Genomic DNA, 14660 nt, shown 5'->3' with positions numbered 1-14660 from the left:
GTCCCACTGACACCCCACGTCGAAGGGGTTGGCCGATCTTGGCCAACCCCTTGAGCAACCATCCGCCGGACCGGTTATCCGACCTCGGGGTCGCCCTTCGTGTACGTGAGGCGCTCCACAGCTCCGGGCTGGAAGTCGTCCTCGATCTTCTTGCCGTTGACGTAGAGCTGGATCGCGCCCGCGTCGCCGAGGATCAGGTTGACCTTCGAGCTGTCCTGGAAGGTCTTGGACTCGCCCTTCTTGAGGAGTCCGTCGAAGAGCATCCGGCCGTTGTGGTCCTTGGCGGAGATCCAGCTGCGGCCGTCGACCGCGGTCACCTGCACCGTCACCTTGTCCTGCGGAGCGGCGGCGATGGCGCTGTCGGAGGGGTCGGACTTGGGGGTGGCGGAGTTGGTGTTCGAGGGTGTCGGCTTGGCGGGTTTGCTGGCGCTGGGCGAGGCTCCCTGGGCGACCTGCGACTTGGCGTCGCTGTCGCTGTCGCCGCCCTTGAAGGCGGTGAATCCGACGAAGCCGACCACCGCGACGATCGCGGCGACCATGGCGGCGGTCCAGTTGGGCCCCCGCCGCTCCGGACGGATGCGTTCCGCCTCGAACAGAGGCGCCGCCGGCGTCGGGGCCGGGCGGCCGCCGTGATCGTCGTCGTAGCGCGCGAGGAGCGGGGCGGGATCGATGTGGACGGCCCTGGCGAGGGTCCGGATGTGCCCGCGCGCGTACACGTCACCGCCGCAGGGCGTGAAGTCGTCGGCTTCGATGGCGTGCACGATGGCGATGCGGACCCGGGTGACACTGCTGACGTCGTCGACGGTCAGCCCGGCGGCGATACGAGCCTGTTGCAGGGTCCGGCCGACGGAAGGGCGGGCTGCTTCCTCATGACCGTCTTCGGAGCGACCGTCTTCGAACGGAGGCTCGTCTTGAGGGGAGTTGCCGATGGACACGGGGGCGCCTTTCGAGCGTGTAGCCGCCTGTGCTGGAGGTTCAGTCTAGGGGGGGTGTGAAAGGGTGGGGCAACCGGGCGGTGGGACTTTGTACGCCATCGGTATGGCCGGACAGACCGATGGCGGGCCAGACACGGACCCCGTGGCGGGAGCCCCATCTGTCCTCTCGCTCAACTTGACGTACGGCAAAGGGAAACGGTTGCCCGACGATCTCTAACGGGTGAGTCACGGCCCGTCGCACCCCCTTGGGGAACCGCCTACCCACTCCTAGCCCTCGGACTCCCCGCGGATCACCGCGAGCACGCCGTCCAACTCGTCGCCCTTCAGCAGAACGTCACGCGCCTTGGACCCCTCACTGGGTCCGACGATGCCGCGGGACTCCATGAGGTCCATCAACCGCCCGGCCTTGGCGAAGCCGACGCGCAGCTTGCGCTGGAGCATCGAGGTGGACCCGAACTGCGTGGACACGACCAGTTCCGCCGCCTGGCACAGCAGGTCGAGGTCGTCGCCGATGTCCTCGTCGATCTCCTTCTTCTGCTTGGTGCCGACGGTGACGTCCTCCCGGAAGACCGGGGTCATCTGATCCTTGCAGTGCTGGACGACTGCGTGGATCTCGTCCTCGGTGACGAAGGCGCCCTGCATACGGGTGGGCTTGTTCTGACCCATCGGCAGGTACAGCCCGTCGCCCTTGCCGATCAGCTTCTCGGCCCCGGGCTGGTCGAGGATGACCCGGGAGTCGGCGAGCGAGGAGGTGGCGAACGCGAGCCTGGAGGGCACGTTCGCCTTGATCAGGCCCGTGACGACGTCCACGGAGGGGCGCTGTGTCGCGAGCACCAGGTGGATGCCGGCCGCGCGCGCGAGCTGCGTGATGCGCACGATCGAGTCCTCGACGTCCCTCGGCGCGACCATCATCAGGTCGGCGAGCTCGTCGACGATCACCAGGAGATACGGATAGGTCTTGAGCTCCCGCTCACTGCCCTCCGGCGTCTTCAGCTTGCCGTCGCGGATCGCCTGGTTGAAGTCGTCGATGTGCCGGTACCCGAAGGCCGCGAGGTCGTCATACCTGAGGTCCATCTCGCGTACGACCCACTGGAGCGCCTCGGCGGCCCGCTTCGGGTTGGTGATGATGGGCGTGATCAGGTGCGGGATGCCTTCGTAGGCGGTCAGTTCGACGCGCTTGGGGTCGACGAGGACCATGCGGACGTCCTCGGGGGTGGCGCGGCACATGATCGACGTGATCAGGCAGTTGATGCAGGACGACTTGCCGGAGCCGGTGGCACCGGCCACCAGGATGTGCGGCATCTTCGCCATGTTGGCCATGACGTAGCCGCCCTCGACGTCCTTGCCGAGCGCCACGAGCATCGGATGGTCGTCCTCGGCCGCGTCCGCGAGGCGCAGGACGTCTCCTACGTTGACCATCTCCCGGTCCGTGTTCGGGATCTCGATGCCGACCGCGGACTTGCCGGGGATCGGGCTGATGATCCGCACATCGGGGCTGGCGACGGCGTAGGCGATGTTCTTCGTGAGAGCGGTGATCCGCTCCACCTTGACGGCGGGGCCGAGCTCCACCTCGTAGCGGGTGACCGTGGGCCCGCGCGTGAAGCCGGTGACGGCGGCGTCGACCTTGAACTCGGAGAAGACGTTCGTCAGGGAGGCGACCACGGCGTCGTTCGCGGCGCTGCGCGCCTTGCCGGGGCCCCCGCGCGTGAGGAGGTCGAGCGAGGGCAGCGCGTACGTGATGTCGCCGGAGAGCTGGAGCTGCTCGGCACGCGGCGGCAGGTCGCGGGGCTCCTCCGGGGGCGCCTTCGTGAGGTCCATGACCTCGGCCTTGAGCTTCTCCTGCTTGGGGCGCGCGGCGGGGGCCGGGACGGGCGTGGGGGTGGTGTCCTCGCGGTCGCCTCCCACCCGTACGCCCTGGGTGAGGTCGGCGACGATCGGCGAGGGCGGCATGCCGTGCAGGACGGCTCCGTCGAGGGCGGCTGCGGCGGCCGCTGCGACGTCCACGGCGTCCATGGGGCGGTGCATGTCGGGCTGGGGCACCGCGGAGCGCCTGGGGCGGCTCCGGCGCCTGCTGAGGGCCTCCTGCTCCGCGCTCTCGGGGTCGTACGCCTCGGGGTCGCTCCCGCGCTTGCGGGAGCGCGCGGGCAGCGCCTCGCGCCACTGCTCGTCGTAGCGCTCGTCGTCCTCGCCGAACTCGTCCTCGTCGTCGGGGTCGTGGACGATGCCCAGCTTCACCCCGAGCAGCCGCAGGCGCTGCGGGATCGCGTTGACGGGTGTGGCCGTGACGACCAGCAGCCCGAAGATCGTGAGCAGCACGAGCAGGGGTACGGCGAGCACCTCGCCCATGGTGTACGTCAGCGGGGTCGCCACACCCCAGCCGATGAGACCGCCGGCGTCCCTTATCGCCTGCATGCCGTCGCTGCGGGCGGGCGCGCCGCAGGCGATGTGGACCTGGCCGAGCACGCCGATGACGAGCGCGGACAGGCCGATCACGATGCGGCCGTTGGCCTCGGGCTTCTCCGGGTGCCGGATGAGGCGCACGGCGATCACCGCGAGCAGTATCGGCACGAGCAGGTCGAGGCGGCCGAACGCGCCGGTCACCAGGATCTCGACGAGGTCGCCGACCGGGCCGCGCAGGTCGGCCCAGGTGCCGGCGGCGACGATGAGCGCGAGGCCGAACAGGAGCAGTGCCACGCCGTCCTTGCGATGGGCCGGGTCGAGGTTCTTCGCACCCTGCCCTATGCCGCGGAACACGGCGCCGACGGCGTGCGCGGTGCCGAGCCAGATGGCGCGCACGAGCTTGACGATGCCGCCGGTGGGGCTGGGCGCGGGCTTGGGCGCCGGGCGGGCGGTCTTCTTTGCGACCGCCTTCTTCGCCGGCGGCCTTTTCGCGGCGGCCTTCTTCGCCGGAGCCTTCGCCGGAGCAGCCCTCTTGGCGGGCTGCTTCTTGGCTGCGGAGGGACGTGAGGCCATAGGTGTGAGGTTACCTGTGGAGAGCGCAGGGGACACGTGTGCCCACTGCTTCACCCGTTCGTGTCGCCCGTACGGGACGGGCAACTGACGCACGCTCACGCACAACTGCGCCCGCGGCGGACGTCAGTTCTGGGACGGAAGCGAAGGTGCTCCGGTGCCGGTGCCCGGCTCCAGGGCGTCGAGCGCCCTGCGCAGTCCGGTGAGTTTGCGTTCGAGATGGGCCGCGGTGGCCACGGCCGCCGCGTCCGCCGACTCGTCGTCGAGCTGCTTGGACAGCGCCTCGGCCTGCTCCTCGACGGCCGCGAGCCGCGCCGACAGCTCGGCGAGCAGTCCGGCCGGTTCCTTGGCCGCACCGACCGCGGGCTTGCCGCCGCCCTCCAGCTGGAGCCGCAACAGCGCCGCCTGCTCCCGCAGTTGGCAGTTCTTCATGTACAGCTCGACGAAGACCGAGACCTTCGCGCGCAGCACCCACGGGTCGAACGGCTTGGAGATGTAGTCCACCGCGCCCGCCGCGTACCCCCGGAAGGTGTGGTGCGGGCCGTGGTTGATCGCGGTGAGGAAGATGATCGGGATGTCCCGGGTCCGCTCCCGTCGCTTGATGTGCGCGGCGGTTTCGAAACCGTCCATGCCCGGCATCTGGACGTCCAGCAGAATGACCGCGAAGTCGTCCGTGAGCAGTGCTTTGAGCGCTTCCTCCCCGGACGATGCCCGAACCAGTGTCTGATCGAGCGCAGAGAGGATGGCCTCCAGCGCAAGCAGATTCTCCGGCCGGTCATCGACCAGAAGGATCTTGGCCTTCTGCACCATGGCCCGCCCTCCTCGCCCCGGATGTGCACCGGGCGCCGCCCCAGAGGACGGCTCTCTTGCGCCGCCCGTCCTTGTGCCGGTCATGGTAGCCGCACCCCGCCTGTCGCCACACCCTGTCACCGCGATGTCACTGTGCACGAAGCAGAAACGTAGCGGGAGACCAGAAGGTTCCCCGAATCCCGTACTTCTACACGGCTTCGGACACACTGAGTCAGCAACTCCGCGTGCACACCGGACGTTCCCCGCACCGTTCCCACTGCTTTCCCGTCAGGCCCGGTCGTTTCCCTCACTCCGGACGCATCCACTGCTCCATCACCGACAGCAGATGATCGGGATCGACCGGCTTGGTGACGTAGTCCGAGGCACCGGACTCGATCGCCTTCTCCCGGTCGCCCTTCATCGCCTTCGCGGTCAGCGCGATGATCGGAAGCCCGGCGAACTGCGGCATCCTGCGGATCGCCGTCGTCGTCGCGTATCCGTCCATCTCGGGCATCATGATGTCCATCAGAACGACCGTCACATCGTCGTGCTGCTCCAGGACTTCGATGCCCTCCCGGCCGTTCTCCGCGTACAGCACGGACAGCCCGTGCTGCTCCAGGACGCTCGTCAGCGCGAAGACGTTGCGGATGTCGTCGTCGACGATGAGCACCTTCTCCCCGTTGAACCGGATACCCCGGCGCGACGCCGGCGCGGCCTCCTCTGCGGCCCACTGGTCCCGCACGGTCTGCCCCAGCTGCGGCGCGGACCGCTCGATCGAGGACACGGCCCTGCGGCGCCTCCTGAAGAGCGCGGCGGCACCGTTCTGCGTCTCGTGGTACGACTTCACCTCGGCCGGCGTCTCGATGTCCACCTCGCTCCGCTCGGACAGCTCGGCGAGTTCCGCGGCGGAGGACGCCACGAGGTCGCCCGCCTCCAGCGCGGGCAGCTGCTGGTAGCCCTGCGGAGGCAGTTCGCTCGGGTGCAGCGGCAAATACAGCGTGAACGTCGAACCGCGTCCCGGTTCGCTCTGCGCGAAGATCTCTCCGCCGAGCAGCTGCGCGATCTCCCGGGAGATCGACAGCCCGAGGCCCGTACCGCCGTACTTGCGGCTGGTCGTACCGTCCGCCTGCTTGAACGCCTCGAAGATGACCCGCATCTTGCTGCCCGCGATCCCGATCCCGGTGTCGGTCACCGAGAACGCGATCAGGTCGGCGTCCGCGTCCCGCAGCGAACCGGCCTCCAGGAGCTGCTCCCTGATGGCTACCGGCACATCGGCGCCGGCCGGCCGGATGACCAGTTCGACCGCCCCGGAGTCGGTGAACTTCACCGCGTTGGACAGCAGGTTGCGCAGCACCTGGAGCAGCCGCTGCTCGTCGGTGTGGAGCGTGGCGGGCAGTTCCGGCGAGACCCGGACGGACAGGTCGAGGCCCTTCTCCGCGGTCAGCGGGCGGAAAGTGGCCTCTACGTAGTCGACGAGCTGGACGAGCGCGATGCGTGTCGGAGAGACGTCCATCTTGCCCGCCTCGACCTTCGACAGGTCCAGGATGTCGTTGATCAGCTGGAGCAGGTCGGACCCGGCGCCGTGGATCGTCTCGGCGAACTCGACCTGCTTCGGGGAGAGGTTCCCCTCCGCGTTGTCGGCGAGCAACTTGGCCAGGATCAGCAGCGAGTTGAGCGGTGTGCGCAGCTCGTGCGACATGTTGGCGAGGAACTCGCTCTTGTAGCGCATCGACACGGCGAGCTGCTCGGCGCGTTCCTCCAGGACCTGCCGGGCCTCCTCGATCTCTGTGTTCTTCACCTCGATGTCCCGGTTCTGCTGGGCCAGCAGCTCGGCCTTCTCCTCCAGTTCGGCGTTGGACGACTGGAGTGCCTTCTGCCGGTTCTCCAACTCGGCCGACCGCTCCTGGAGTTGCTCGGTCAGCTCCTGGGACTGCTTCAGCAGCAGCTCCGTCTTGGTGTTGACGGAGATGGTGTTGACGCTGGTCGCGATCATCTCGGCGATCTGGTTGAGGAAGTCCTTCTGGATCTGCGTGAAGGGCGTGAAGGAGGCCAGCTCGATGACGCCGAGCACCTTCCCCTCGAACAGCACCGGAAGCACGATCACCTGCGCGGGCGGTGCCTCCCCGAGCCCCGAGGAGATCTTCAGATAGCCGCTGGGCGCGTTCTCCACGAGGATCGTGCGCCGCTCCTGGGCGGCCGTCCCGATCAGCGCCTCACCGGGCCTGAACGACGTCGGCATGGAGCCCATCGAGTAGCCGTAGGACCCGAGCATGCGCAGTTCGTACGCCTCCTCGCCCTCCGCGTCGGCCAGGGGCAGCGCGAGGAAGAACGCGCCGTGCTGCGCGGAGACCACCGGTGTCAGCTCGCTCATGATCAGCGAGGCGACGTCGTCCAGGTCGCGGCGGCCCTGCATCAGTGCGGAGATGCGGGCGAGGTTGCCCTTGAGCCAGTCCTGCTCCTTGTTGGCGATCGTGGTGTCGCGCAGGTTGGCGATCATCTTGTTGATGTAGTCCTGAAGTTCCTGGATCTCCCCGGACGCGTCCACGTCGATCTTCAGGTTCAGGTCGCCCCGGGTCACCGCGGTCGCCACGCGCGCGATGGCACGCACCTGACGGGTCAGGTTCCCGGCCATCTCGTTCACGGACTCGGTGAGGTCGCGCCAGGTGCCGTCGACGTCACGCACGCGTGCCTGACCGCCCAACTGGCCTTCCGTGCCCACCTCGCGGGCCACCCGGGTGACCTCCTCGGCGAAACTGGACAGCTGATCAACCATGGTGTTGATCGTCGTCTTGAGTTCCAGGATCTCGCCGCGGGCGTCAATGTCGATCTTCTTGGTCAGGTCACCCTTCGCGATGGCTGTCGTGACCATCGCGATGTTGCGCACCTGACCGGTCAGGTTGGACGCCATGCCGTTCACCGAGTCGGTGAGGTCCTTCCAGGTGCCCGCCACACCCGGAACGTGCGCCTGGCCGCCCAGGATGCCGTCCGTGCCCACCTCGCGGGCCACCTTGGTGACCTGGTCGGCGAACGAACTCAGCGTCTTCACCATGGTGTTGAAGGTGTCGGCGAGCTGCTGGACCTCGCCGCGCGCCTCGATCGTCACCGTCCGGGTCAGGTCGCCGTTGGCGACGGCCGCCGCGACCTGGGAGATGTTCCGCACCTGCATGGTCAGGTTGTTGGCCATCAGGTTGACGTTGCCGCTGAGGTCCTTCCAGATGCCCGTGATGCCCGGCACGTGCGCCTGGCCGCCCAGGATGCCCTCGGTGCCCACCTCGCGGGCCACCCGGGTCACCTGCTCGGCGAACGACGAGAGTTGATCAACCATGGTGTTGACCGTCGTGACGAGCTCAAGGATCTCGCCCTTCGCGTCAACAGTGATCTTCTTGGACAGGTCGCCCTTGGCGACGGCGGTCGTGACCTCGGCGATCTGACGCACCTGGATGGTCAGGTTGTTCGCCATGAAGTTCACCGACTGCGTGAGGTCCTTCCAGGTGCCGGAGACACCCTGCACCTCGGCCTGACCGCCCAACTGGCCCTCGGTGCCCACCTCGCGGGCCACGCGCGTGACCTCCTCGGCGAACGAGGAGAGCTGGTCGACCATCGTGTTCAGGGTGTTCTTCAGCTCCAGGATCTCCCCGCGCGCGTCCACGGTGATCTTCTGGGACAGGTCACCCCGGGCAACCGCGGTCGCGACCTGCGCGATGTTGCGCACCTGGGCGGTGAGGTTGCCGGCCATGCCGTTCACGGAGTCGGTCAGGTCGCGCCACACACCGGCGACACCGGGTACCTGCGCCTGCCCGCCGAGCCGGCCCTCCGTGCCCACCTCGCGGGCGACCCGGGTCACCTGGTCGGCGAACGCGGAGAGTTGATCAACCATCGTGTTGATGGTGTTCTTCAGCTCAAGGATCTCGCCGCGCGCGTCCACGTCGATCTTCTGCGACAGGTCGCCCTGGGCCACCGCCGTCGTCACCTGGGCGATGTTGCGCACCTGGGAGGTGAGGTTCCCGGCCATCGAGTTGACGGAGTCGGTGAGTTCCTTCCAGGTGCCCGAGACGCCGTCCACGCGCGCCTGGCCGCCCAGCCGTCCCTCGGTGCCCACGTCCCGGGCCATCCGGGTCACCTGGTCGGCGAACGACGACAGTTGGTCGACCATCGTGTTGACGGTGTTCTTCAACTGAAGCATCTCGCCGGACACATCGACGGTGACCTTCTGGGAGAGGTCGCCGTTGGCCACGGCCGTCGTCACCTGGGCGATGTTGCGCACCTGGCCGGTGAGGTTGCGGAATGCGGTGTTGACCGAGTCGGTCAAGTCCTTCCAGGTACCCGCCGCGCCCGGCACCTGCGCCTGGCCGCCCAGCTCGCCCTCGACGCCGATCTCGCGCGCCACGCGTGTGACCTCGGCACCGAACGAGGACAGCTGATCGACCATCCCGTTGACGGTGTTCTTCAGTTCCAGCATCTCGCCGGCGACGTTCACCGTGACCTTCTGGGAGAGGTCACCGCTCGCCACGGCGGTCGTCACGGCGGCGATGTCCCGCACCTGGATCGTCAGGTTCCGGAAGACCGTGTTCACCGAGTCGGTGAGGTCCTTCCACGTCCCCGCCGCACCCGGCACGTTCGCCTGCCCGCCGAGCTGCCCCTCGGCACCGACTTCGTTGGCCACGCGCGTGACCTCGTCGGCGAAGGTGCGCAGCGTCTCGGTCATCTGGTTGATCGTCTCGGCGAGCTGGGCGACCTCGCCCCGCGCCGACACCGTCACCTTCTGTGACAGGTCACCGTTGGCGACCGCAGTCGTCACCTGGGCGATCCCGCGCACCTGGGCCGTCAGGTTGCCGGCCATGATGTTCACCGAGTCGGTGAGGTCCTTCCACACCCCGGCCACACCCGGCACCTGCGCCTGGCCGCCCAGCTCACCCTCGGTGCCCACCTCACGGGCGACTCGGGTCACCTCCGAGGAGAACGACGACAGCTGGTCCACCATCGTGTTGACGGTGTTCTTCAGCTCCAGCATCTCACCGGCGACATGAACGGTGACCTTGCGTGACAGGTCCCCCTTGGCGACCGCCGTCGTCACCAGCGCGATGTCCCGCACCTGGGCCGTCAGCCGGTACGCCATCGTGTTGACGGACTCCGTGAGGTCCTTCCAGGAGCCGGACATGCCACGCACGCGTGCCTGCCCGCCGAGCTTGCCCTCGGTGCCCACCTCGCTGGCCACGCGTGTGACCTCGTCGGTGAAGGTCGACAGCTGGTCGACCAGATTGTTGACGGTCCGCCCGACCTTCAGGAACTCCCCGCGCAGCGGATGCCCGTTCCCGTCGTCCTGCGCCTGCGTCCGCAGCTCCATGCGCGGCGACAGATCACCCTCCGCCACCGCGGAGAGCACCCGTCCGACCTCCGAGACGGGCCGTACGAGGTCGTCCACGAGCGCGTTGGAGGCATCGATGGCCGAGGCCCAGGAACCCTCACAGGCGGCCGTCTCCAGCCGCTCCGTGAGCTTTCCCTCACGGCCCACCACGCGCCGCACCCGCGACAGCTCACCCGTGAGGTGCAGATTACGGTCGGCCACCTCGTTGAACACGGCGGCGATCTCCGACATCACGCCGTCGCCGGACACCGTGAGCCGCTTGCGGAAGTTCCCGTCCCGCATGGAGACGAGAGCCGTCAGCAGCCGGTCCAAGGACGCCGCGTCCACTTCCGTGGTCCCATTGCGCGGTTTGCGCTGGTTCTTCAGGGACTGTCCGCCTTTCGCGCGCGTCTTGGTGGCCCGCGTCGCTGCGCCAGACTCCACTGTGTCCCTCCCGCAGGGGTCGACCGTTACTGCTGTGCTTGGGTGCTACTGCTCGGCGTATCAGTTACTGCCGCGTATCTCTGCCCGGTTTACCGGGCTTCAACAGGGCCTGCCGCCCTCCGTACACAGAAGACACCCAGCCTGCCCGGACCTTCACCAGAATCCTGCCCAGTGTTTCACCCTGCCTGAACCAGGCCATAACAGTTCGGCAGCTTCGCACATCGTCCGCACACCCTCCGGACGGAAACACCGCGACCGGCATCCGCGTGGACGGTGAAGGTAAGTAACCTTGCATGCGGCTGTCCAGCCTCGCCGGTTCCGTCCGGCCTGGGCGGTGGCACGAGCACGAGCGGGCAGGCATCGGAGGGGCACCGCACCATGACCACCGGACTGCATCCTGGAGGCACGCCCCAGGATCCCCCGCCGACCGGGAACCAGCCGTTGCCCCGGCAGGCGCCGATCGGCCATGGGCCCCTGCCCGCCGACAACAGGCCGAGGAGTTCTGTGATCACCGCGCGCGCGGCAGCCAGCTTCGAGCCCGTCGGACGATCGGTCGCCACCGCGCGGTCCTTCGTCCGCGACACCCTGCAGGGCTGGGGCTTCGCCGACATCGTCGACGACGCCGTGGTCCTCACCAGCGAACTGGTGACCAACGCCGTGGTCCACGCGGGCACGGCCGCGGATGTTCTGTGTCTACGGAGTGACGACGGTGTGCGGATCGAGGTCGCCGACCACTATCCGGAACGCGAAATCCCTCTCCAGGGGGCCGCGATCACCATGAGCAGCCCCGACCGTGAGGGCGGCCGCGGCCTCCAACTGTGTGCCGCGCTGGCCAGCCGCTGGGGCGTCGACTACACGCCCACACAGAAGCTGGTCTGGTTCCAACTCGACCTCCCCGCCCGCCCGGTGGGCACCCGCGCGGCCGGCCCGTCCCTCCCGGCAGCCCTGCTCCCGCTCGCCGACGGCAGGGTCCGTGTCGCGGTCGTCCAGATCGACCGTACGGGCTCCATCGCGTCCTGGAACGAGGACGCCGAGGAACTCTTCGGCTTCGCCGCCGAGCAGGTCACCGGCAAGCCCCTGACCGACCTCGCGGCCTGGCCACACACCCCGGGGACCAGCACCGGCATCGCCGAGGCCCTCCGTCTCTCCCGCTGGGAGGGCAGTTACGGCATCCGAGGCGCCGACGGCCGCGTGATCCCGGTGTACGCCTCCCACCTCCGCGTCCGCGACACCGGCGGCGAGCCGTCAACCGTGTGCCTTCTGGTGAGGGACCACGAACGCGCGGTTCTCCAGACCCCGTTGCGCGGCCCGGCCCCCGACGCGGCGTCCACCCCGGACGGCCATAACGCCGATCCCTTCGAGGTGTTCATCGGCTCCCCCGCGCCGGACGACCTCGACGGCCTCCTCCAGCGCACGGTCGAGCGCGCCCGCGACATGCTCGACGGAGACTCCGCGTTCCTCCTCCTCGCGACCGACGACGAAACGGAGTTGGAGGTCCGCGCCTCCACGGGCCTGCCCTCCGCCCGCCAGCGCTTCGCGCGCGTGCCCGTCGAAGCGGGCCCCGGCCGCTACGGCTCCGCCCGCATGCCGGCTGTCCACGAAGACCTCCAAGCCGTCCCAGGTGCCGTACCGCTCCTCAGCGGCACCGGAATGCGCTCGGTCGTCACCGTCCCCCTCAAGGTCGAGGGCCGCCTCACCGGCTCCCTGGGAGTCGCCGCCGAAGGCCCCAACAAATACTCGAACGAAGAGGCCCTTCGCCTCCAATTCGCCGCCGACCGCATCGCGTTGGCGGTCGAGTCGGCCCGCCTGGGCGAACTGGAACGCCTGCGCCGCGGCTCCCTCAGCTTCCTGGTGGAGGCCTCCGACCTCCTCGCCGGCACCCTGGACCGCGACCAAACCCTGGCCCTCATGGCCCAGATGACGGTTCCGACCCTCGCCACCTGGTGCGCGGTCTACACGATCGCCGACCAGGCCTCGGACCCGTACCTCTCGTACGTCCTGCACGAGGACGAGGAACTCATCGACGGCATCAAGTCGTTGCTCTCCAAGATCGCCCCTCCGGACCCGGTCCCCACCCCCGGCGCCCGCGTCTGGGCCGCCCCCGCCGAGGCCGCCCACCAGGCGGCCCTGCGCACCTCCATGCGCAACCTCGGCCTCGGCGAGCCCACCCGCCGCGTCAGCTCGGGCATCGGCCCAACTCTCGCCACGGCCTCTGCGGTCGGCGGCGAAACAGTCGTCCTCCCCCTGGTCGCCCGCAACCGTGTCATCGGCATGCTGACCCTCGGCAAGCCCACCGACGAGCACTTCCGCCAGGAAATCCTGGAACTGGCCGAGGACTTGAGCCGCCGGGCCGCCCTCGCCCTCGACAACGCCCGCCTGTACTCGGAGCGCACGGCCATCAGCCAGTCCCTCCAGCGCAGCCTCCTGCCCCCCGACCTTCCCCACATCGAGGGCGTCGAGGTCGAGGTCATCTACCGCGCGGCCGGCGAGGGCAACGAAGTCGGCGGCGACTTCTACGACCTCTTCCCCATCCGCGACGGCGTCTACGGCTTCGCCATCGGCGACGTCTGCGGCACCGGCCCCGAGGCAGCCGCGGTCACGGGTCTGGCCCGTCACGCCCTCCGCCTGCTCGCCAGAGAGGGTTTCGGCGGCCCCGCGGTCCTGGAGCGCCTCAACTCCGCGATCCTCGACGAGGGCGCCCGCAGCCGCTTCCTGACGCTCCTCTACGGCGAGTTGTGGCCCCAGGAGGACGGCAGCGCCAAGCTGAAGGTGGTCTGCGCCGGCCACCCGCTCCCGCTCCGCCTGCGCCAGGACGGCACGGTCGAACCGGCCGCCGAACCCCAGCCCCTCCTCGGCGTCATGGACGACCTGGAGCTCTACGAGCAGACGGTCACCCTCGACCCGGGCGACGTCCTCCTGTGCGTCACGGACGGCGTCACCGAACGCCGCGAAGGCACCCGCATGCTGGGCGACGACGGCCTCACGGACGTCCTCACCACCTGTACGGGCCTTACGGCCGGCGCGGTCGCGGCCCGCATCATGCGCGCGGTCGAACGCTTCGCGTCGGACGCCCCGTCCGACGACATGGCCATCCTCGCCATGCGCGTCCCGGGCCTCCAGAAGGACTGACACCCGAACACGCAAAAGGCCCCGCCCAATTGGGCGGGGCCTTTCAGTTAATGGAGCCCTCTAACGGAATCGAACCGTTGACCTTCTCCTTACCATGGAGACGCTCTACCGACTGAGCTAAGAGGGCCTGTCGCTTTCCCGAGGCTTCCCTCGCGGCGACGAAAAGAATCATACCCCGAACAGGCCCGTGCGCCCAACCACCGCCGTCCGACCCCGACTCGGTCAGAAAGCGGGCTGCAGCAGTCCCCCCAGCGCGTTGCACGCAGAAACGATCCGCTGCATCTCCCGCTTCGTCAACGACGCGTCCACCGGCAGCGCGAGCGTCTCGTCCGCGGCCCGCTCGGTCTCGGGCAGCGCCACACACCGCCGGAACTCCGGCAGCCGATGCACAGGCGTCTTCACCGGCACCCGGCACTCAACTCCCCTGCCCCGCACGGCCCGAGCGAAGGCATCGCGATCCGGCCGCCCGTTCCCCGGCACCCGCACGATGTACTGCTGGTAGGTGTGCCCGTCCCCACCGTCGGGCGTCCGCACCCCACGCAACTTCGCATCCAGATAGGAGGCCCGCTCCCGCCGCTGAGCCACCTCGTCGTACGGCGCCTCGGACTCCCCCTGCTGCAACACCAGCAGCCCATGTCGCTGCCCGACCCCGAGCAGCCGCGCCATATCAGCCGACCGACCGAATCGGTGTACGACAACTATCGCCGCCGTACGCGGAGTTACGGCCGCTTCGACAGCGGACGCGTCGAGGCAGTACGTCACCGGATCTATGTCGGCGAACACTGGCAGCCCACCCGCGAGAGTGACGGCCTCGGCGACTTCCACGTTCCCGAACGCCGGCACGACGACCTCGTCACCGAGTCCGACGCCTGCGGCCCTGAGCATTGCAGCAGTACCCATGCTCGGATGGTGATTGCGCAACGTGAACTTCAAGTGACGCCCAACAAAAAAGGGTTGGACCCCGAACCGAAGTTCAGGGTCCAACCCTTTCAGAATTTGTTCGGCGGCGTCCTACTCTCCCACAGGGTCCCCCCTGCAGTACCATCGGC

Annotated in this window: 6 protein-coding genes and 1 tRNA gene; 1 reads left to right on the top strand and 6 read right to left on the bottom strand. The window is 68.7% G+C overall.

What is annotated here, in order from left to right; genetic code table 11:
- Positions 1–74: 74 nt before the first annotated feature.
- The 4 genes from ACWDEW_RS27340 to ACWDEW_RS27325 form a co-directional block, all read right to left on the bottom strand.
- On the bottom strand, positions 75–935 hold the full coding sequence (locus ACWDEW_RS27340) for a helix-turn-helix domain-containing protein (RefSeq protein ID WP_450515861.1): 861 nt from the start codon (positions 933–935) through the stop codon (positions 75–77).
- A gap of 267 nt (positions 936–1202) precedes the next feature.
- Positions 1203–3908: a DNA translocase FtsK gene (locus ACWDEW_RS27335; protein WP_450515859.1), complete on the bottom strand. Its 2706-nt coding sequence runs from the start codon at positions 3906–3908 to the stop codon at positions 1203–1205.
- A 123-nt stretch (positions 3909–4031) separates the two neighbouring features.
- Complete coding sequence (locus ACWDEW_RS27330; RefSeq protein WP_200714639.1) at positions 4032–4715, bottom strand: response regulator; 684 nt, start codon at positions 4713–4715, stop codon at positions 4032–4034.
- 286 nt (positions 4716–5001) lie between these two features.
- Positions 5002–10482 carry a HAMP domain-containing protein gene (locus ACWDEW_RS27325; protein WP_450515857.1) on the bottom strand — a complete coding sequence of 1827 codons (5481 nt, stop codon included), beginning with the start codon at positions 10480–10482 and terminating at the stop codon, positions 5002–5004.
- Positions 10483–10860: 378 nt separating this feature from the next.
- Here ACWDEW_RS27325 and ACWDEW_RS27320 point away from each other — a divergent pair, with 378 nt between their 5' ends.
- Entirely contained in the window at positions 10861–13611 is a 2751-nt protein-coding gene (locus ACWDEW_RS27320; RefSeq protein WP_450515855.1) for a SpoIIE family protein phosphatase, read from the top strand.
- A gap of 51 nt (positions 13612–13662) precedes the next feature.
- Here ACWDEW_RS27320 and ACWDEW_RS27315 read toward each other — a convergent pair.
- Positions 13663–13738 (bottom strand) — tRNA-Thr (locus ACWDEW_RS27315).
- Between the two features lie 95 nt (positions 13739–13833).
- The gene (locus ACWDEW_RS27310) at positions 13834–14496 is read right to left on the bottom strand and encodes a DegT/DnrJ/EryC1/StrS family aminotransferase (protein ID WP_406465271.1); all 663 of its coding nucleotides are present in this window, start codon (positions 14494–14496) and stop codon (positions 13834–13836) included.
- Positions 14497–14660 lie beyond the last annotated feature (164 nt).

The organism is Streptomyces sp. NPDC001100, from assembly GCF_053598575.1.
This window is presented reverse-complemented; position numbering and strand designations above follow the sequence as displayed.